General features: G+C 72.9%; 18 protein-coding genes. 3 read left to right on the forward strand and 15 right to left on the reverse strand.

All coding sequences use genetic code 11. From position 1 onward, the window contains the following. Positions 1-21: 21 nt before the first annotated feature. From O7614_RS19180 to O7614_RS19195, 4 genes are all read right to left on the reverse strand, one after another. Positions 22-3735 (reverse strand): S8 family serine peptidase, encoded by a 3714-nt coding sequence (locus O7614_RS19180; protein WP_278139838.1) that lies wholly within the window; start codon positions 3733-3735, stop codon positions 22-24. Positions 3736-3943: 208 nt separating this feature from the next. Beyond that, positions 3944-4561, reverse strand: coding sequence for a bifunctional 4-hydroxy-2-oxoglutarate aldolase/2-dehydro-3-deoxy-phosphogluconate aldolase (locus O7614_RS19185; protein ID WP_278139839.1), 618 nt, complete (start codon positions 4559-4561; stop codon positions 3944-3946). Between the two features lie 63 nt (positions 4562-4624). Beyond that, positions 4625-5650 (reverse strand): sugar kinase, encoded by a 1026-nt coding sequence (locus tag O7614_RS19190; RefSeq protein ID WP_278139840.1) that lies wholly within the window; start codon positions 5648-5650, stop codon positions 4625-4627. Between the two features lie 79 nt (positions 5651-5729). After that, positions 5730-6590 (reverse strand): S1 family peptidase, encoded by an 861-nt coding sequence (locus tag O7614_RS19195; protein WP_278139841.1) that lies wholly within the window; start codon positions 6588-6590, stop codon positions 5730-5732. A 171-nt stretch (positions 6591-6761) separates the two neighbouring features. Here O7614_RS19195 and O7614_RS19200 point away from each other — a divergent pair, with 171 nt between their 5' ends. Further along, entirely contained in the window at positions 6762-7940 is a 1179-nt protein-coding gene (locus O7614_RS19200; RefSeq protein WP_278139842.1) for a low temperature requirement protein A, read from the forward strand. Positions 7941-7943: 3 nt separating this feature from the next. On the opposite strand, the gene O7614_RS19205 is transcribed toward O7614_RS19200, so the two are convergent. The 10 genes from O7614_RS19205 to O7614_RS19250 form a co-directional block, all read right to left on the reverse strand. Beyond that, positions 7944-8516, reverse strand: coding sequence for a nucleosidase (locus tag O7614_RS19205; RefSeq protein WP_278139843.1), 573 nt, complete (start codon positions 8514-8516; stop codon positions 7944-7946). A gap of 37 nt (positions 8517-8553) precedes the next feature. Then, a complete protein-coding gene (locus O7614_RS19210) occupies positions 8554-9009 on the reverse strand; it encodes a GNAT family N-acetyltransferase (RefSeq protein WP_278139844.1) in 456 nt (151 codons plus the stop codon). A gap of 251 nt (positions 9010-9260) precedes the next feature. Beyond that, the gene (locus O7614_RS19215; RefSeq protein ID WP_278139845.1) at positions 9261-9977 is read right to left on the reverse strand and encodes a dihydrofolate reductase family protein; all 717 of its coding nucleotides are present in this window, start codon (positions 9975-9977) and stop codon (positions 9261-9263) included. Beyond that, positions 9974-10657, reverse strand: a complete 684-nt coding sequence (gene ribA, locus O7614_RS19220; protein WP_278139846.1) for a GTP cyclohydrolase II — start codon at positions 10655-10657, stop codon at positions 9974-9976. Before ribA ends, O7614_RS19215 begins: the two co-directional genes overlap by 4 nt. A 57-nt stretch (positions 10658-10714) precedes the next feature. After that, entirely contained in the window at positions 10715-11653 is a 939-nt protein-coding gene (locus O7614_RS19225) for a lysylphosphatidylglycerol synthase transmembrane domain-containing protein (RefSeq protein WP_278139847.1), read from the reverse strand. 66 nt (positions 11654-11719) lie between these two features. Further along, positions 11720-12538, reverse strand: coding sequence for a class I SAM-dependent methyltransferase (locus O7614_RS19230; RefSeq protein WP_278139848.1), 819 nt, complete (start codon positions 12536-12538; stop codon positions 11720-11722). Continuing rightward, positions 12535-13614 carry a glycosyltransferase family 4 protein gene (locus O7614_RS19235; protein WP_278142310.1) on the reverse strand — a complete coding sequence of 360 codons (1080 nt, stop codon included), beginning with the start codon at positions 13612-13614 and terminating at the stop codon, positions 12535-12537. The genes O7614_RS19230 and O7614_RS19235 overlap by 4 nt, the downstream gene beginning before the upstream one ends. Next, complete coding sequence (locus O7614_RS19240) at positions 13614-14012, reverse strand: 6-carboxytetrahydropterin synthase (protein ID WP_278139849.1); 399 nt, start codon at positions 14010-14012, stop codon at positions 13614-13616. The genes O7614_RS19235 and O7614_RS19240 overlap by 1 nt, the downstream gene beginning before the upstream one ends. Before the next feature lie 2 nt (positions 14013-14014). Continuing rightward, a complete protein-coding gene (locus O7614_RS19245; protein ID WP_278139850.1) occupies positions 14015-14998 on the reverse strand; it encodes an NAD(P)-binding protein in 984 nt (327 codons plus the stop codon). Positions 14999-15209: 211 nt separating this feature from the next. Continuing rightward, positions 15210-16070, reverse strand: coding sequence for an alpha/beta hydrolase (locus tag O7614_RS19250; protein ID WP_278139851.1), 861 nt, complete (start codon positions 16068-16070; stop codon positions 15210-15212). Positions 16071-16424: 354 nt separating this feature from the next. Here O7614_RS19250 and O7614_RS19255 point away from each other — a divergent pair, with 354 nt between their 5' ends. Both O7614_RS19255 and O7614_RS19260 read left to right on the forward strand, forming a co-directional pair. After that, positions 16425-18128 (forward strand): hypothetical protein, encoded by a 1704-nt coding sequence (locus O7614_RS19255; RefSeq protein ID WP_278139852.1) that lies wholly within the window; start codon positions 16425-16427, stop codon positions 18126-18128. A gap of 259 nt (positions 18129-18387) precedes the next feature. Beyond that, a complete protein-coding gene (locus O7614_RS19260) occupies positions 18388-19782 on the forward strand; it encodes an FAD-dependent oxidoreductase (protein ID WP_278139853.1) in 1395 nt (464 codons plus the stop codon). On the opposite strand, the gene O7614_RS19265 is transcribed toward O7614_RS19260, so the two are convergent. Next, on the reverse strand, positions 19739-20569 hold the full coding sequence (locus O7614_RS19265) for a nucleotidyltransferase domain-containing protein (RefSeq protein WP_278139854.1): 831 nt from the start codon (positions 20567-20569) through the stop codon (positions 19739-19741). The genes O7614_RS19260 and O7614_RS19265 overlap by 44 nt on opposite strands. Between the last annotated feature and the right edge of the window lie 75 nt (positions 20570-20644).

Genomic DNA, 20644 nt, shown 5'->3' on the forward strand with positions numbered 1-20644 from the left:
CGGCGGCCGGCCACTGTGGCGTCAGCGCAGGCCGAACGCCCGCGTGATGCTCTGGCTCACGGTGTTGCCGGCGGTGTCCCGCGCGGTGGTCCGCAGGCTGACGAAGGTGGCCTTCGCCGGCGCGGCCAACGCGGTACGCCAGCCGTTGCCGTGCCGCGTCAGGCGCTGCTTCGTCCAGGTCGCCCCGTCGTCGTAGGACACCTCGACGGTCACCGCACCGACGGTGCCCGAGACGTCGGGCAGGTGCGACGCGACCACGGTGAGCGGCGCCCGCCGGGACGCGGTGCCGTTGCGGTCGATGTCCACCTGGTAGTCCAGCTGGATCATCGGCAGCACCTCCGACGACTCCTCGCCGGTGGCGGCCGAGCGGAAGCCCCACTCGGTGCGGGTCTTCCGGGAGTACGGGTTGGTCCAGGCCGCCCGGTCGTTCTCCACCACCAGCCGGTACGGCAGCCGCTGCTCGGCGAGACCGGACACCTGGAGGTACTCGGCGTTACCCCAGTTCAGCTCCTTGTCCCCCTGGTAGAGGGTGGTCCGGTTGACCATGTCGAAGTTGGCGTACGCCTCACCGATGTGGCCACCACCGTCGCCCCACCCGGGTGCGGGCAGGTAGAGGGTGTCCAGGTACCGCACGGGCGTGTAACTCCCGCCCATCCGGGGCCGCTGGATCGGCCCGAACCAGGTGACAGTGCTCGGCTTGCCCGCCGGGTACGCGGTCACCCCCATCAGGTGCTGGCCGGTCTCCCCCGCGATGTACGCGTCGTCGACCCACCGCTGGTCGGCGCTCACCCAGTCGGTGCGCCGGCCCTGCGCCGGGGCGGTCTCCTGGTTGCTCGACGCCCAGCCGCGCCAGATGTCGGTGCGGAACTCCAACGCCTTGCCCTGCCGGTAGTTGCGGAACTCCACGTCCACCCGGGCCAGGTCCCGCTTCGTCGGCCGGTAGGTGACGTCGGCCGGCACCGCGCCGGCCCAGTGGTGCGCCACGTCGTACAGGTAGTTGGTCTCCGGGTGCGACTCGACTGTCAGCCGCACCGCGCCGCGCTCCAGGGCGGCGATGAGCTGGTCGCCCTCGTCGGCACCGACGGTGGCCACGGTCACCGGGGCCGGGCTCTCCGGGCTCCACGCGAACTCGTCCCACGGCTGCAGCCGCCCGATGCCGTCGTTGACCACGAGCAGCAGCTTGGCTCCGGCCGCCGCGGCGGCCTGCGCCTGGGTGGCGATGTCCACGGTGTCGCTGCGCCGGACCACCACGGCCCGGTCCCGGACCGGTCGCTTCGCCAGCCCGGCCGCCGACGCGTCCGCGACGTAGACCGCGTCCAGCTGGCGACGACCGGCCGGCATCGCCGGCGTCGCACGCTTCACCAGCAGATCGTCGTACGAGCGACCGCCGGCCGACACGGTCAACGCGGGCTGTTCCATCCGCCACCGGGCACCGAACTCGAACTCGCCGTCGGTGACCTTACGGCCGGTCGGCAACGCCCACATGCTGTCGTACGAGTCGTCGGGCAGCACCTGGCTCTCGGTGAGACCGGCCCCGGAAGACCGGTGGATGTCCATCCGCAGCGAGGTGGCGGTGGCTTCCTGCGGCACGACGGCCCGCACCTGCCGGGCGGCCCGGGCGTCGAGAGTGACGGTGCGGTCCCGGTCCAGGGTGACGTCGGTGAAGCTGAGCATCGCCATGCCCTTGGAGCGCGGCCCGTTCACACCGCGCACGTCGGCGGAGATCCAGCCGGACCAGGTGGCCACCGGCAGTCGCAGGGTGGCGGTGCCGCTCTCGGGCAGGTCCACGGCGGTGAACAGCCCGTCGGTGGTGAGGATGACCTTGCCGACGAGTGGCTTGCCGTCGCGATCCTTCGCGACCAGCGTCAGGTCCTGCCGCTGGCCCTCCTTGCCCGCTCCGATCAGGGTGCGTCCACGGACCGCTCCGGTGTCGTCGGTGGCGATGATCATGCCGCTGACCTGCTTCTCCACCGGCAGCTTGTCGTACGCCGCGGTCACCGTCACCGTGGCGGTGCCGCCCGCGGGGACGGTGACCGTGTCGGCGGAGAGCGCGAAGAGGCCAGCCGGTGCGGTGGCCGCGTCGAGGGCCAGCTTCAGGGCGACCGGCGTGCTGCCGACGTTGGTGTAGGTGACCTTCCGGTCGACGGTCGCCCCCGGCTGCTGCGGCCAGGCCTGGAAGCCGGAGTAGGCGCTCGGGGTGGCGAAGACCGTGGCGTGCGCGGCGGCGACCGCGTCCACTCGGCCGGCACCCGCCTGGTACGGGGTGTACCCGGGGGTGGCCTTGACCGTGCTGACCAACGCCTCCTTGATCCGCTGACCGGTCCAGTCCGGGTGCGCGGCGGCGACCAGCGCGGCCGTGCCGGCCACGTGCGGAGTTGCCATCGACGTGCCGCTCATCAGGGTGTAGTCCCCGGAGCCGCCGCGAACCAGGTGGGACCGGGCGGCCAGGATGTCCACACCGGGCGCGGTGATCTCGGGCTTGAGCCCGCCGTCACCCGCGCGCGGGCCCTGGCTGGAGAAGTCGGCCAGGTGGTCGGTGGAGTCGACGGCGCCAACGGTCAGCGCGGAGTCGGCGGCACCCGGGCTGCCGATGCTCGCCGGGCCGCTGTTGCCGGCCGCGATCACGAAGAGCGCGCCGGTCTCGGCGCTGAGCCGCTCGACGGCCTGGCTCATCGGGTCGCTGCCGTCGGTGGCCCCACCACCGAGGCTCATGCTGACGACCCGGGCCTTCTGCTCGCGGGCGGCCCACTCCATGCCGGCGATGATCCACGAGTCCTGCCCGCTGCCCTCGCTGTTGAGGACCTTGCCGATGTGCAGTCGCGCGCCGGGGGCGACGCCCTTCTCGACACCGCCGGAGGCCGCGCCGGTGCCGGCGATGGTCGAGGCGACATGCGTACCGTGGCCCTTGTAGTCGAGGATGTCGGGCTCCTCGGGCACGAAGCTGCTGGACTCGGCGATCTGGCCGGCGAGGTCCGGGTGTTCGGCGTCGGCACCGGAGTCGAGCACCGCGACGTCGACACCGGCGGCGGTGTTGCCCCCGGCCCACAACGTCGGCGCGCCGATCTGCGCGGTGGACTCGGCCAGGTCGGCGTGCACCCGGCCGTCCAGCCACACCTTGGCGATGCCGTTGGCCAGGCCCGGGGCGTCGCCGGTACGGCGGGCCGAGCCGGCCGTGAGCGCCGACCAGAACCGGGCGGCGGTGGAACGCTCGCGGCTCAGCGCCGCGCCCTGCACGCTGTCCAACGGACGGACCAGCGTGGCACCGTCCACGGTGGGGCGGGTCCGGGCGCGGGCCGCCGCGTCGGTCATGGTGACGATCAGCGGCAACTGGTCGGTGTGCGCGTCGTCGTACCCGTCGGCGATGAGGTCGGTGACGTTGAACAGTTGCCGGTCGAGCAGGCCGCTAGTGACGTAGGACAGCGCCGTGTCCGGGTAGACGTAGGTGTCGCCGTCGAGCACGGTGCGGTGGAAACTCGGCGTGCTGCCGTCCGGTCGGCGCACGGTCGAGACGGTGCTGCCGTCCGCGCCGGTGGTGACGGTGACCGTGTCACCGGTGATCAGGGTGACGGTCGACGCGCGTCCGGCGGCGGCGGGAGGAATCCCGGTCGGGCGATCGGGGCCGGTGGGCGGGGCGGCGGACGCCCCCGCGGCGGGTGGAGTGAACCCGGCCGCCAGGGTGAGGGCGGCGCCGAGGGCGATCAGCCCGGATCGGCGACGCCGGTGAGACAGAGCCAAGATGACCTCATTGTGTCGAGAAGTGGTACGCAGCACAGCATCTAATCGATGCATGGCCCTGCCTGCCGGTGCCGGCCGACGCACCTGCGCCGTGGCGCAGGTTGGTCAGCCGATCACACCGTAATTGGCAATGGTTTTCTTTTCGACAAGACTGTAGGTCACCGCTTACCGGCCACCATCCCCGGGCCAGGATCAGCCCGGTCGACGGTCAACGGGCGGACACCCCGAGGGAGGTCAGTTCGGCGAGACGGTCGAGCTGGCTCGGGTCGGACAGGGCCGACCCGACCGCCACCACCCGTACGCCGGCTTGCAGGAACGCGCCGGCGTTGCCGGCGTCCAGGCCGCCGGTCGCGACGAAGCGCAACTGCGGCAGCGGGCCGGCGACGGCCTTGAACCAGGCCGGGCCGAGGGAGATCGCGGGGAACGCCTTGAGCCAGGTCAGGCCGTGCCGCAGTGCCTGCTGGGCCTCGGTGGGGGTGGCCACGCCGGGCAGGTGCGGAAGGCCCCGTGCGGCGGCGGCGTCGGCGATCGCGAGATCCAGTCCGGGCGCGACGGTGAACGCGGCACCCGCATCGGCCGAGGCGACGACCTGCTCGACGTCGAGCACCGTGCCCGCGCCGACGATGCGGCCACGCGCGGCCCCCGCCTGCACGGCGGCACGTAGCGCCGGCACCGCGTCGGCGGTGGCTACCGGAACCTCCACCACGTCGATGCCGAGGTCCCAGGCGCGCTCGGCGAGCCGGACGGTCTCGGCGACCGGCAGGCCGCGCAGGATGGCCATCACCCGGGCGCCGCCGAAGATGTGGTCGAAATCCGCTGTGGTCATGGTGCACTCCATCCGAGATCGCGGTGAAACGGTTGCCTGGTGGTCCAGCCGGAACCCGACGACTCAGACCCGCGCCGACGCGCCGGTCAGGTCGAGCGGCGACCAGGCCTCGACGGGGGCGTCGAGGAGATCCTCGAACCAGGCCCACGGCGGGACCGGGGCGTTGTCGCCGCTGCTGGTCAACGCCTGCGCCGCCATCAGGTGACCGAGGCGCAGCCGCCGCACCGGGTCGAGGTCGCGCAACAACCCGGCCAGGTAGCCGGCGGCGAACGCGTCTCCCGCCCCGACCGGCTCGACCACTGTCACCCGGGGAGCGGGTACGAAGACCGGCTCGGCGTCGCGGCGCAACTCGGTGGCACCCACCGCGCCGTCCTTGACCACCACCGTCGCCGGAGTGGGCAACAACCGGCGCACGGCCGTCGGGTCCGCGGTGCCCCACAGCGTCTCCGCTTCGTCCTGACCGACGAAGACCAGGTCGCACCGGTCGGCGAGGTCACGCAGCACCGGCGCGGCCTGCTCGGCGGGCCACAGCCGGGCCCGGTGGTTGACGTCGAAGCTGACCAGTGAGCCCGCCAGCGGGCGGGCGGTCACCGCGTGCTCGACCAGCGCCCGGCAGGAGGCGGAGAGCGCCGGGGTGATCCCGGACAGGTGCAGCACCCGGGCTCCGGTCAGCCCCGGGTCGGCCAGCGTGCCCGGGTCCATCCGGGTGGCCGCCGACCCGGACCGGTAGTAGTGCACGGCGGTGCCCTCCGGGCCCGGGTCCTTGAGATACAGGCCGGTGGGGGCGCTGCGGTCGACGACCACCTGGTCCACCCGGACACCGGCGGCGGCGACGTGCCGGACCACGGCCCGACCGAAGGGGTCGTCGCCGACGCGGCTCACCCAGGCGGCCCGGTGCCCCAGTCGAGCCAGGTAACCGGCCACATTCGACTCCGCGCCGCCCACCGAGACGGCTACCTGTCCGGCGTGCTCCAGCGGCTCACCGGGTGCCGGGCAGAGCACCACCATCGTCTCCCCCACCGCGGCCACCTCGACCGGCGGACGACCGGCCGGGGCGCTCACCTGGTCAGGTCGGGGGTGGGTCGGCATCGGGCACACGTCCTCGCGGCGGGGTCCTGGGCGTCGCCGAGCCTAGGTGTCCGGTGCGAGACGGGCAACCCGTCGCCGGTCAGGGCAACGTCAGCCCGTACGCGGCCAGCACCTCCAGGATCGGCTGGTAGAAGGTGGTGCCGCCGGCGGTGCAGTTGCCGGTGCCGCCGGAGAGGATGCCGATGATGGTGCCGGTGGAGGCGACGTAGAGCGGCCCGCCGCTGTCCCCCGGCTCGGCGCAGATGTTGGTGCGGATCAGCCCGTAGATGACGCCGGTGGAGTAGTTGACGGTCTGGTTGAGCCCGGTGACGGTGCCGCAGCGCACACCGGTGGTGCTGCCGCTGCGGCACACCGCCTGCCCGATGTAGGCGGTGCCGGCACCGTAGACGGTCAGCAGACCGGGATAGGTGTAGACGGCGCTCGGGTGGGCGATCCGACCGGTGTAGCGGATCAGTCCGTAGTCGTTGGTCGGGTAGCTGGTGGCGGTGCGGGTGCCGAGCACCGTGGTCTGCGCGCTGTCGGCGTACCAGGTGGCGGCGGCGTTGGTGCAGTGCCCGGCGGTGACCACGTAGTAGGTGCTGCCGCTGCGCACGTTCGCGCCGAGCGAGCAGCGACCGCCGCCGCCGTAGATGCCCTGCCCACCGGCGATCAGGGGGCGCAACGTCCCGGGTTCACGACGCAGCAGCACTCCGGCCCGCTCGGCGACCGCCCGCAGCGCGCTCAGCTCGCCGGGGGCCACTGTGTCGTCGACGGTGAGCGTCATCCGGCCGGTGGCGGGGTCGAGGCCCCAGGCGGTGCCCGCGGTGCGTACCTCGGTCAGCAGGGCCACTGGGTCGGCGGCGGGCGCGGCGGCCCGGTCGGGGGCGGCGGCCTGCGCCGCGCCGGGCGCGACGAGCAGCAGGACGGTCAGGACGAGGACGGCGAGCGGGGATCGGCGCATCCGAACCTCCGAGGAGATCGAAATAGATGGATGCCGTTCAGCATCGCCCGGGACCCGAGGCCGTGGCAACCTCCGGCCGCTCCTTCACCGATCCGCGGGAATCGCCGATCCGCGGACGTCCCGCGCTGCCGCCGCCGATAATCCTCGGGAGACAGCGGCGGGAGGGCGGGCATGACCACCGCAGGAACCGCGGCGCTGGTACGCCAGCCGGACGGGTCGACCCGGGCCACGCTGCTGGAGTTGCTCTTCGACGTGGTCTTCGTGGCCGCCCTCGCGCTGACGTCGACGCTGTTGACCGAGACCATCTCCTGGTCCGGCAGCGCCAAGGTGCTACTGATGTTGACGGCCATCTGGTGGACCTGGTCGGTAACCTCCACCACCACCGAGTTCTACGACCCCCAGCAACGTCCGATCCAGGCCATCCTGATGATCACCATGGTCGGGGCGGTGGGAATGGCCGCGTCGCTGCCCACGGTCACCGACGGACACGCGATGATCTTCGCGTGCGCGTACGTCGGCACGCACGTGCTCCGTGGCATCATCCTGATCACGTCGCTGTATCGGCAGCGCCACCGGGCAGCCATGGTCCGGGCCACCCGGTTCCTGTTCTGGTTCGTGGTGTCCGGCGTCTTCTGGATCACCGGTGCGGCAACCGGCACCGTGAACTGGACGCTCTGGGTCATCGCCATCGCGATCGACCTGCTCGCCGCGGCGGCCCGCTACCCGACCCCCCTGCTGGGCCGGGTGCCGATCGACCAGTACGAGCGGACGACCGGGCACCTGGGCGAGCGGTACCAGCAGTTCGTCATCCTGGCCCTCGGCGACATCATCCTGGTGCCCACCATCCGGGTCAGCCGTACCGATCTCGACGGCATCCGGATCACCGCGCTGTTCTGCGCGTTCGCCGTCATGCTGCTGCTCTGGCAGGTATACGTCTTCCGGGCCGGCGAGTTGCTGGAGGCCGGTGCCAGGGGCGGCCGACCGGCCCGGGTGGCCCCGTACACCCATCTGGTGATGCTGGCCGGCGTGGTCGCCACGGCGGCCTCGTTCGACCTGGTCGTCTCCCGGCCGACCGGAACGACGCCGGTCCGGTGGCTCCTGCTGATCGTGGGCGGTCCGGCGCTGTTCGTGGTGGGCCGCGCGTTGTTCACCCTGCTGGTGTCCACGGACGTGCCGTGGTGGCGGATATCCTGCCTGATCGTGCCGCTAGTGGTGCTGCCGTGGGCAGGCGGATGGCCGCCGGTGCTGGTGGTCGTAGCCGTCGCGCTGGGTCTGGCAGGTCATGTGCTGATCCCGGGAGCGGTCCGGGAGACCACGCCGGGCCTGCAGATACGGCAGCCGGACGAGTGAGCCTCAGCCGAAGTGCCGGCCGGCCCACTCGGCGAGGTCCCGGGCGCACGCGTCCACCGACTCCTTCCAGGTCCGGGCCGCGCCGTCGCCCGCCTCGTCGCTGACCTGCTTGACCAGCCGGCAGGGCACGCCGGTCTGCGCGGCGGCCCACGCCACCGCGTACCCCTCCATGTCGACCAGGTCGGCGCGCTGCGCCAACCGGTCCCGCGCCGCGTCGTCGGCCACGAACGTGTCACCGGTGGCCAGCACCATGCCCTCGGTGGCCAGCGCCAGCGGCGCCCCGTAGGTCTCGCCGGTGAGCGACCGCAGCAGCTCGGTGTCCAGGTCGTGCTGGAGCACCGTGGCGACCTCGTGGATGCCGGCCAACCCGGGGCGCAACGCACCGGCCGTGCCCAGGTTGAGCAGCAGGGAGGGGCGCGGCCCGGCGGCCAGCACCGCGGCCACCGCACTGGCGGCGTTGACCTTGCCCATCCCGGTGAGCAGGACCGGCAGGTCGGGCGGCAGGTAGCGGGCCTCCTCCCCGACCGCGAGCACCACCAGCGGACGATCGGCGCGCACCGTACCCCGAAGATTCACCGGAGCATCGTACGGGCCGGCTGCTCGGCCGCCGACGTCAGTCGTCGGCGAAGCGGTAGGCGACGACCTGACCTCCGCTGGTCTCCCCGGTCGGCCGGAACCCGAGCTTGAGGTAGAACCCCTCCGGACCGTCTTCCCCCGACTCCCAGGTCGTGTAGACCCGGCCGTGCCCTCGTCGGCGAGCCTCCGCACGCACGGCGTCCACCGCGTAGCGGCCGTAGCCCCGGCCCTGCTGCTCGGCGGCGATGTTGAGCCGCCAGAGGCCCGAGCGTTTGTCGTCCGGTCGGTCCCACTCGATGTCGAAGAAGCCCATCAGGAAGCCGACGATCTCGTCACCCTCCACGATCAGACGTGGCCAGGCGACCTGCGGCTGCGCGTACGCCTCGGCGAGCGACCAGGCGACCGGCGACGAGTACTTCTCCTGGTCGGGTCGCACGTTCAGCCGGCACGCGGCTTCCACGTTGTGTTCAGTGATCTCCACCAGTTCGGGCATGCCCGCCACCATATCGAGCGGGATTCGGGTCAGCTGGCCGTCGAGCAGCGCCCGCAGACCGGACCGGAGCCAGGTGTCGCGTTCGGTGTCGGGGCTGGCCCGCCCGGCTGCGGCGGGAATCCTGCGGGGAGGCCGGCATCGCTGTCGACACGATAATCGCGCTGAGCCTGATACCGGTGTGGCATCTAGAGGCCACACCGGCATCAGGCTCGCGGTGAACACCGCTCCGGTGGGCGAGCCACCGCAAACGATCAGGAGGCGTCGTCGGCGGGGCAGCGGTCGGAGAGGGCGTAGCGGAGCAGGACCACATCGCCGATCTGGCGGGCCTCGGCCAGCCGGGCGCGCCGGCCGGGGTGCCAGGGGAAGCGACCCTCGCCGACGAACCGGGGCGCCCGCCCGTCGCCGACGAAGAACGGGGCGACCACCAGGTGCAGCTCGTCGGCGAGACCGGCGGCGAGGAACTGGGCGTGCACCGTCCCGCCGCCCTCCACCATCAGCCGCCGTACACCCCGCACGGCCAGGTCGGTCAGCACCCATCCGGGGTCGACCGGCTCCCCCGCGTCGACCACGGTGGCCAGGGGGCCGAGGCGTTCCCGGGTCTTCTCCAACGCGCCGGTGGCACAGTAGACGAGCCGGGTCGACTCACCTGCGGTGAAGAAGCGGGCGGTCGGGTCGAGGTCACCCTGGGCGGTCAACGTGACCTTGGCGGGCGACTCCGGTCGGCCAGCCGCCGCCCGTTCGGCGCGACGTTCCGCCGAGCGCACCAGCAGCCGAGGGTTGTCGCGGCGGACGGTGCCGGCACCGACCAGGATCGCGTCGCAGCTGGCCCGGACCGCGTCGACCCGGTCCAGGTCGTCGGCGTTGGAGAGCAGCAACCGTTGGTCGGAGGCGTCGTCGATGTACCCGTCGATCGATGCGGCGCAACTGAGCAGCACGTACGGCCGCGTGGACTCCGACCGGCCGCTCATTTCGGGGCGGGCCGGTCGGCAGTGCGAGTCGTGAGCGCTTCCGCGGCCTCGGTCTCCGCCGCCTTGGCCGCCTTCGCCGCCAGGTAACCGGCGTTGGCCGGCGAGAGGAACACGCTGGTGGGCACCCGTTCGGCGACGTCCACGCCCAACCGCGTCAACTGCTCCGCCTTGTCGGGGTTGCTGCTGAGCAGTCGGATCCGCGGCACGCCCAGCGTGGTCAGCATCTGCGCGGCGACCGTGTAGTCCCGCTCGTCCTCACCCCTACCCAGCGCGACGTTGGCCTGGTAGGTGTCCAGACCGGCGTCCTGCAACGCGTACGCGTCGAGTTTGGCGTACAGGCCGATGCCCCGGCCCTCCTGCCGCAGGTAGAGCAGGAAACCGCCGGTCTCGGTGATCCGCTGCACCGCCTCCTGCAACTGCGGCCCGCAGTCGCAACGTTGGCTGCCGAACACGTCGCCGGTCAGGCACTCGCTGTGCGGGCGGACCAGCGGGGCTTCTCCCCCGGCGGCGAGCCGGTCCAGTGCGCCCGCCCAGTCACCCAGGCCCAGGGCCAGGTGTTCCCGACCGTCCACCAGGCCCTTGAACGTGAACACACGCACGGTCGTGGCGTAGCCGTTGGGGAACGTCAGCGGCACCGTGACCTGTGTGCGGATCGTGGCGACCGGCAATGCTTCGGGCATGGGACTCCTCTGTCCGGCGTCACCGACACACGGCGACGCGTACGTCTCACCACCCACTCAACACCCGCCAGCGGAGACGGCTTCCGGGGTGGCGGCCGGATTGCGGGTCCGTCGTGCCAGCAGTACGGCGGCTCCGGGCAGGCTGGCGACCAACACCAGCGCACCGTAGACGGTGGCGGTCGCGACACCCTCGGCCGCGCTGAGCCCGGCCGCGCCGAACACCCACGCGGCCACCCCCTCGCGGGGCCCGAAGCCCGCGACGTTCAGCGGCAGGCCCATGGCGAGCAGGGCAAGCAGCGTCAACGGCAGCAGCCGCGACAGTGGGGCGTCCGACCCGGCGGTCCGTGCCGCCACCAGGAAGGTCGCCAGGTGACCGGCGACCATCACCGCGGAGGCGATCAACACGCCGAACCAGGTACGCCGGGCCAGCAGACCGGACCGCACGTCCGACACGGCGGTGCGCAGCGCCCGCGCCCAGCGCGACGGGCCGGCGTTCGGCACGGCCCGGGCCACCAGCACGGCGGCCAGCCCACCCCCGACCAGCAACGCGGCGGCCAGCGGCAGGTACGGCCGCACCGGCGACGGGAAGGCCGCGAGGACCACCAGCGCGACGCCGACCAGGACCACCTGCCCGGCGGTACGCTCCCACACCACCGCCCGGATACCTCGGCTGACGTCACCGGCGTCACGGCCGTGGCGTACCGCCCGGTGCACGTCGCCGAGCATCCCGCCGGGCAGGGTGGCGTTGAGGAACACCGCCCGGTAGCAGTGCGCCACCGCTGTCGCCAGGGGCAGCCGCACGCCGAGGCCACCGGCGACCAGGCTCCACCGCCAGGCCGCGCAGACCGTGGTGAGCACCCCGATGGCCAGCGCCGCGGCCAACGCGGGCGCGTCGATCAGCCGCACCCCGGCGAGGAACGGGCCGCTGCCCACCTGCCACAACAGGACGGCGAGCAGACCCACCCCACCGACCACTCGTGCCCAGGCCCAGAACATCGGCGTCGGCCCTCCCCTTGAAGATCGTCCACTTGCCCTAGTGCACGTACCCAGGGCGTGAACGGTTCATCCACCGGCGAGGAGGTCACTGTGCTCGACCTGCACGGTGAGCCGTCCGGCCGCCGCCTCGTCGAGGCGACGACGGGCGTACGCCTGGGCCGCAGCGGCCAGCTCGGGGCGCTGCTCGCACGCCGCGCCCAGCCAACCCCGCAGCCATTCGGCAGCCAGGTCGGCCTGCTGGGGGCCGAGCCGCCAGGGGCTGGGACGTTCCCGCACGTCGACACCGTACCGGGCGAACGCGGCGGCGGTGGCGGCCACGGCGTCCGGGCCGAGCAGTCGGCGGCCGTCGACGGTACGCCGCTGGTGCTCGTTGAACGCGGCCTCGACCGCCGCGTCCAGCGGGTCGGCCGGGGTGAGCAGGACCCGCCCGGTCACCGAGACCGCGAAGAGGGTGGGCGTGCCGACGCAGGCGGCCACCACCCGTTCGATCTCCTCGGCGGTGAACATGTCCAGCAGCGCGGACGCGGTGACCAGGGAGGCGTCGGCCAGGTCGGCGGCGCTGAGCCGGGTGAGGTCACCGCACCGGGTACTCACGGTGACCGGTGCGCCGTCGGCGGCGACCACCCCGGTCATGCCCTCGGCGGCGCGGGCCAGCAGGTCGGCGTCCCGGTCGTGCAGCACCCAGTGCTGCGGGCCGGGCAGGCGGGCGGCCACCCAACGGCTCATCGACCCGGTGCCGCTGCCCAGGTCGTGGATCACCGTCGGGGTGGTGCCGGCCAGCCGGGGGCGCACGGCGTCCAGCAGGTCCTCCGCACGCGCCGCCGCGTCTGCCGGCTCACGCAGCCGAAGCCAGTCGGCGAACGGCAGGGTCTCCTCGACGGTCATCCCGCCACCTCCTCCAGCGCGGCGGCCAGCAGCGCGGTGGTCACCGGCCAGTCGGTCAGGGTGTCACGCCGAGCCAGGGCGGCCCGCCGCAGCCGGGCCCGCAGCGCGTCGTCGGTCAGCCAGCGGGTCAGCGCCCCGGCCAGCGCGGCCGGGTCGTCCGCCGCCACCAGCAGGCCCGGCCGGTCCCCGTCGGGCGTGTGCCCGAGCGCCTCCGGTAGCCCGCCCACCTCGGTGGTCAGCACCGGCAGGCCGCGGGCCAGCGCCTCGGTGACGACCATGCCGTACGTCTCGCCCCTCGACGGCAGCACCAGCAGGTCGGCGTCGGCGTACGCGGCGTCCAGCGCCGCACCGGTCAGCGGGCCGGCGAATCGCACCCGCTCGGTGAGGCCCGCGCCGGTGAGTCGCTCGCGCAGCCGTCGCACCAGGTCCGGCTCTCGGTGCAGCGTGCCCGCGCACACCATCGTCCACGGCAGCCCGACCACTGTGGACAACGCGTCGACAAGCACGTCGTACCCCTTGTGGTGGGTGACCGCCGCGACGCAGAGCAGCCGTCTGCCGGTGACCGAGCCGGGTGCCGGCGGCGCCGGTCGCACCCCGGGAGGCGCGGCCCGGACCCGGTCGGCGAGGGTCCGGTGGCGGGCCACCAGGTGCCGGCGGGTCCACTCGCTGGTGGTCACCACGGCCCGCGCGGTGGCCAGCGCCCGGGCCTCCGCCTCGTCGTCGAATGGCAGGTGGACGAGAACGACGAGGCGCAGCCGGCGGGCGTGCGGGGCGAGCAGGTCCGGCACGGTCGAGGCGATCAGGCCGTCGAGCAGCACCACGGCGTCGTCGGGCAGGGCGGCGAGGACCTCGGCCAGCTTCGTCCGGTCGGTCGGGTCGGGGTCCGGCCACGCGCCGGACACCGGGTGCTCGCGCACCGGCCAGCCATGCTCACCGAGCCCGGCGCAGACCCGCCGGTCGTAGGTGTTGCCACCGCTGGGAGCTGCCGGATCGTCGATGTCGCCGGGCAGGACGACGTGCACCGAACGGCCGGTCGTGTCCGACCCGTCGGCGGGCGCCGCCCGCCCGGCATCGATCACAACGACCGCTCGTAGCTGGCCCAGGCGATGTGCGACTCGTGCAGGGTGACGGCGACGCCGGTGAGCTCCCGCGCCCCCGCGCCCAGGTCGCCGGCCTGCACACGCTCGACCAGCCGGTCCGCGATCGTGCGGGCCAGCACCTCGGTGGTGGTGTTCACCCCGGCGAAGGCCGGCTCGTCGTCCAGGTTGCGGTAGGTCAGGTCGCCCAGCACGGCCCGCAGCTGCTCGGTGGCCAGGCCGATGTCGACGACGATCCCGTCGGCGTCCAGCTCGGGCCGGCGGAACGTCGCGTCCACCACGAACGTCGCCCCGTGCAGACGCTGGGCCGGGCCGAACACCTCGCCCCGGAAACTGTGGGCGATCATGATGTGATCCCGGACGGTCACGCTGAACACTGTCACTCCCCGTCGTCGTAGGTGATGAGGTGGCAGAGCGCGGGCAGGTCGCCCGTGCTCAGTCGGGCAAGCACGTCGGGCAGCTCCGTGAACCGGGACGCGCCGGTGATCAGTGCGTCGAAGGCCGGGTCGTCGAGCAGGTCCAGGGCGAGCGCCAGCCGATCGGCGTAGCTGCGCCGTCCCCGTCGGGCGGGTGCGACCATGCCGACCTGACTGCTGCGTACGGTCAGTCGCCCGGAGTGGAACGCTCCACCCAGCGACACCTGCACCGGGCGGTCGCCGAACCAGCTCAGCTCGACGACGGTGCCCTCGGGCGCGAGCAGATCCAGCGAACGTTGCAGACCGGCGCTGGTGGCACTGGCGTGCACGACGAGGTCCCGGTCGCCGCTCGCGTCGGCCGGTTGGGCGAACTCGACGCCGAGCGCGCCGGCCACCCCGGCCCGGCGGGCGTCGGTGTCGACCAGCTGGACGTCCACACCGGGGAACCGGGCGAGCAGGGCGGCGACACAGCAGCCCACCATGCCCGCGCCGACGACGGTGACCCGGTCGCCGACCAGTGGCGCGGCGTCCCACAGCGCGTTGACGGCCGTCTCCACCGTGCCGGCGAGCACCGCCCGGGCGGGAGGTACCCCGTCCGGCACGGGCACCACGGCGGTGGCCGGCACGACGTACGCGCTCTGGTGCGGGTGCAGGCAGAACACCGTACGCCCGAGCAGTTCGGCGGGACCCTGCTCGACCACGCCGACACTGAGGTAGCCGTACTTCACCGGGCCGGGGAAGTCACCGTCTTGAAAGGGCGCACGCATCGCGGCGTACTGGTCGGGGGGCACCCGGCCGGCGAAGACCAGCGTCTCGGTGCCCCGGCTGACGCCGGAGTAGCGGGCCCGGACCAGCACCTCGTCCGGCCCCGGAGCGGGCAGCGTCACCGGGCGGATCTCCGCCGCGCCGGGCTCGCGCACCCAGCAGGCGTACGCCTCGCGGATCACCGTCGCGCACCTCGTCTCCTGCTCCGGGCCGAACCCGACGGTCCGGCTTTCGTTCCCCGGTCGGGGTCGTCGATCATAAACACGGAGCTACGGCGTGCGCGGTTCGAAGCCGTCCCCAGTGATCTCCATTCCGGACAGAATAGGCATAGTCGTGCTTATGCCCCTACGCTTCCCACCTTGGTCATCCGCCGTCGTTTCGACAGCACGGTGTTCACGGATAACGCGCCGTCAGGTCGGGTGCGAGGACTCGGATGAAGAACGCCAGAGTGTCGCGGATCAGCGGCTCCAGCGGCGCTCCGCCGAAGCAGTGGTCGGCCCCCCGCACCACCGACAACTCGACCTCGGCACCCGCCGCGGTCAATGCCGCGGCGAGCTCCTCGCTCTGCCCTACCGGTACGACCAGGTCCTGGTCACCATGGACCAGCAGTATGGGTGGGGCCTGGTCGGTGACGTAGGTGACCGGACTGGCCGCCCGGCCCGCCTCCGGGTTCTCGGCCAACGGGGCGCCGATCAGAAGCGACTCCGGCGAGTCGGCCGCGTCGTGGTCGATGGTGCCGGACGGGTGCGCCTGCGACTGCATCGTCAGCAGGTTCGACGGCGCGTACCAGCAGACCGCCGCCTGGACGCCGCTGTCGTCCCGGTCGTCTCCGGTCAGCGCGACCATCGAGGCCAGGTGCCCACCGGCCGACTCACCCCACACCCCGATCCGCTCGCGGTCCACGCCCACCGTGTCGCAGTGTCGGCGCAGCCAGCGCACCGCTGCCTTGACGTCGTCGAGTTGAGCGGGAAACGGCGCCTCGCCGCTCAGTCGATACTGGGCGGAGGCGACGGCGAACCCGGCCTGGATGGCGGCGGTGAACGGATCCGCCTCCATGAGCCAGTCCGCCGGTTGCTTGGGCGAGCCGAACAGCCACGCGCCGCCGTGGATCCACACCAGCACCGGGACCGGTCGGGGTGCCGCCACGGGCACGACGAGGTCCAACGTCAGCGGGCGGAAGCCCGGGACCTCGTTGACGACGATGTCACGGTGCTCGATCCGGTCGGGCCACCGCTGGGATGCCGCATCGATCATCGCCCCATCCTCGCACCGACGATCTGTGGACGACGACTCGTCGGATGCACATGCCGGACAGGATGTACACCGCACAGGAGGTGGCCGCCGACCTCCCTGGCTCGCCGTCGCTAGCGGCCGACCTGCATCGATCATGGAGTTGTGCTGGTGACAAATGTGGTGCATCCACAGCTTTCCGGCACCACAAGTCCATGATCGGCGCGGGATAGGACGGGCCGCGGGGCGACAACGTGAGACGTGGTGGGGCGGGACTTCGCATCAGGTCGGCTCGGCGGTAGCGTTGCGCCACACTGACGGCCCGCGGGGCAGGCGACCGCCGACCCGCACGCCCCCGAACCGCATGGAGGATGGCGCATGTCCATCGGCGCTGAGCCGCGCGCAGGGCGCGACGATGCGGCCTCACGGCCGGACTTCGATGTCACCCTGCGCGGCTACGACAAACGCCAGGTGGACCGGCACCTGGAGCAGCTCGACGGTCAGATCGCGATGCTCAGTGGGGAGCACGGGCGCTCCGCCGTCCGCGTCCGCGAGTTGACCGCCGAGGTGGAGCGCCTACGGACCGAACTAGCCGACCTTCAGGAGAAACCGGTGCAGGTGGACCGCGCGACGATCCACGACCTGGGCCCGATGGTCGCCGAGATCATGGCTCTCGCCGACAAGCAGGCCACCATGATCACTGAATCGGCCACCGACCGCGCGAACGAGTTGCGCAGCGAGGCGGAGCAGATCCTCGCCGACACCAGGGAACGCGCGGCGCAGGCACGTCAGGATCTGGCCGAGGAGTTGGCGACCCGGCGGGCCGAGCAGGAGCAGGCGCACGAGGAGCGGCGCACGCTGGCCGAGGCCGAGTTGACAGCGATCCGCGAGCACGCGGAGCAGTTGCGCGCCGACGGTGAGGCGGCGCACGAGCGCGCCCAGCACGAGGCGAAGCGGATCACCGAGCAGAGCGCGCAGCAGCTCAACCAGACCCGGGTCGCCGCCGACGCGCTGATGAAGTCGGCCCGCACCCAGATCCAGCAGGAACTCCAGTCGGCCCGGGCGAAGAACCAGCAGGAGATGGCCCAGTGGCAGGCCAGCGTGGAGCGGGAGGTCAACGAACGGCGGGCCGCCGCCGAGCGGGACATCGCCGAGCAGCAGGCTGCCGCCGAGCGGGAGCTCGCCGAGCAGAGCAGCGCGACCGAGCAGCAGATCGCCGCTCTGCTGGCCGAGGCGCAGCAGCACGTGACCGAGCTGCGCAACCGGGCCGACGAGCAGGCCGCCATCCACCAGGAGCAGCTCACCGCCCTCCAGCAGGAGATCGCGGAGCGCCAGCAGGAGTCCACCGAGCTGAACGCCGAGCTGGACACCGCCCGTCAGCAGCTCGCCGAGATCCGCCAGGAGGGCGAGACGCTGGAGGACGAGCTCTCGCGGATGCAGCAGCGCCTCAGCGAGGTCCGCCGGGACCTCACCGCCGAGAGCACCCGGTTGGAGGAGGCCCGGCGTGCCGGGGACTCCGCCGAGCGACACGCCAAGGAGGTTCGCGCCCGGGTGCAACGGGAGGCGAAGCGGGTGGCCGACCTCGCCGCCGCCGCGGTCATGGCCGCGGCTGCCGGCGGAACGGAGACCGCCGAGTACCCGATGGTGGGCTCCCGTTCCGGCAGCGACCGACCCGCACCCGAGCGGGCAGGGGTCGAGCGGCTGACCGTCGAGCGCAACGGCGTGACGCCGGTCCTCGCGGAGCGGCCCACCAACCAGGACGCGGGCAGCAGCCCGGCTTCGGCCGACCGGTCCCACGACCAGGCATCGGCGTACTCCCCCGAGCAGGTCGCTGACCACTCCCCCGAGCAGGTCGCTGATCACTCTTCCGACGAGGTCGCGGCCGAGCCGGCCGAGCGGACCAGCGGCGAACCTGTCGATGCGCCAGAGCCGACCGACGAACCAACCGCGGGCCCTCCGCCGACCCAGGAGGTACGCCCCGAGCCGACCTTCCCCCGGCACATCGGCACGGACGCGCCGACGCCCGTACCGTTCCTCGCCTTCGGGCAGCCGGTCAGCGAGAACGGCTCCGCCCGCCACTGACCTTCGCAGCGGTTGCACCGGGCCCCGGACAGCCAGCTGACCAGCGGTGATCACGTGATGAAAAGTAGGCCGGAGAGGACCGGAAGACCTACTTTTCATCACCTGATCGAGGTGGGCGGCGGTTTCTGCGCGGAACCGGGTCGCCGAGATCGGCCGACCTGGCAGGCTTGGCAGGCCGTCACGCAGCACGCCGGCGACTCGCCCGGACCGCGCGCCAGCGGCGCGCGCCAGCCTGCCCGGCGGCCGAGAGGAGCAGTCGGTGACCGACCGACCGGAGGAGTTCGACCTGCTCGTCGTGGGCGGCGGCAAGGCCGGCAAGACGTTGAGCATGGACGTCGCCCGGTCCGGGCAGCGGGTCGCGATGGTCGAACGTGGCATGATCGGCGGCAGTTGCATCAACGTCGCGTGCATCCCGACGAAGGCGCTGGTGACCAGCGCCCGGGCGGCACGGCAACTGCGCGACGCGTCCGCGCTCGGCCTGGTGGTGCAGGGCGGCCGGGTCGACGTCGATCTGCTGCGCGCGCACAAGCAGGACGTGGTCGAGGGGATGGTGGCCGCCAACCGCCAGCAGTTCCTCGACTCGGGCCTGCACCTGGTGATCGGCCAGGCCCGGTTCGTCGGCCCGCGGACCGTGCGGGTGTCGCTCGCCGACGGCGGTGAACGGGTGCTGTGCGGCACGAACGTCGTGATCAATACGGGTACGCGTCCCCATCTGCCCCCGGTGCCCGGGATGGCCGAGGCGGGGGTGTTGACCAGCGACACCCTGCTGCGCCTGGACCGGCTTCCGGCCCGGCTGGTGGTGCTCGGCGGCGGCACCGTCGGGGTGGAGTTCGCGCAGATGTTCGCGTCGTTCGGCAGCGCGGTGACGCTGGTCGAGGGCGGCCCGCGGCTGCTCACCCGCGAGGATCCCGACGTCAGTGACGCGGTGATGCGGGTCTTCGTCGACGACGGCATCGACGTACGGGTGGGTGTCGCGGTGGCGCGGATCGACCGGGACGTCGACGGCACGATCCGGGTGACGCTCGACGACGGCAGCCTGGTGACCGGGGACGAGGTGCTGGTGGCGGCCGGCCGGGAACCGGTCACCGACGGGCTCGACCTGGACGTGGCCGGCGTACGCCTCAGCGAGCGGGGCTTCGTGGAGGTCGACGAGCAGCTGCGCACCACCGCCGAGCGCACCTGGGCAGCCGGAGACGTGGCCGGCAGCCCGCAGTTCACCCACGTCTCCCTGGACGACTACCGGATCATCCGGGCGAACCTCGCCGGTGCAGAGCGCAGCACCGCAGACCGGCTCATCCCGCACACCGTCTTCACCACCCCGGAGCTGGCCCGGGTCGGGCTCACCGAGACCGAGGCGCGTCGTGCCGGATACGACGTCCAGGTCGCCCGCCTACCGGTCGCCGCGATCCCCCGGGCACGCACGCTGCGCCAGACCCAGGGCATGTGGAAGGCGGTCATCGACACCGGCACCGACCGGATCCTCGGTGCGGCGCTGCTCGGCCCCGAGGCCGGCGAAGTGATCACCTCGGTGCAGTTGGCCATGCTCGCCGGGATGCCGTGGACCGCGCTCCGCGACGCGGTCATCACCCACCCCACCATGACCGAGGGTCTCAACCTGCTCTTCGCCTCGTTGGAGCCCCAACCGGTCCGCTGAGCGCCGGCGCGACGGCCGCCCAGCCGGCGATCTCGTCGCGTACCCGCTGTTGGAAGGCGCGGGCCTGCGCGCCGGTCGGCGGCGGCCCGCCGTGGCGGGCGGCGATCGCGCGCCGGATCACCTCGGCCGGATCACCGGCGTCGACGAGCCGCTGACCGGCGGCGACCTTGCCGAGCCAGACGCCGTAGCGGTGCCGTACCAGCGATCGGCAGGCACCGAGGACGGCGTCCTCGGTGCCGGGCGCGGGCTGGTCGTCCGATGGTGTCGGCAGGGCGAGCCACCAGTTCAGCGCCTCGACGAGTAGCCGCCGCAGGTCGGCCGGGGCGAGGTCGGCGAAGACCTCCGCGGCCGGCGGACCGAGCAGCGGCAGCCCGCTCTGGTGCAGGATGCTGCGGTCCAGGCCGTACCAGAAGCGTCCGTCGGCGGCTGGACGGTCGGCCGGGTCGAGGGTGCACCGGAACGGCATGGCGGACCCGGTGTTCAACTCGATCTCGAAGGCGGGCTCCGGCGTGCCGGAGGCGGCCACCGCCCGGCCGTAGGCGACCAGCTCCAGTCCTCGTGCCGGGCAGGGCAGCGCCTCGTGCCGCAGCCGCGCCACCAGTGCCCGCTTCGCGGCCTCGGGGAGCGGTCCGGCGCTGACCAGCGCCACGTCCACGTCGCTGCGGCCGGGTTGGTAGGCGCCGAGCCCCACCGAGCCGGCCGCGTACGCGCCGGCCAGGTCGGCCCCGAGCACGTCCCGGGCGGCGGCGACCAGGTTGTCGAGGTAGCGCTGGAGTTCGGAGTGCACGCGCCTATCGTGGCGCGTGCACGGCAGCGGCCCGACGCCGGGTCCAGTCCGCGATGCGGGCACCGGACGCAGACC

The sequence above is a fragment of the Micromonospora sp. WMMD961 genome (assembly GCF_029626145.1).
In the GTDB taxonomy this organism is placed as follows: Bacteria; Actinomycetota; Actinomycetes; order Mycobacteriales; family Micromonosporaceae; genus Micromonospora.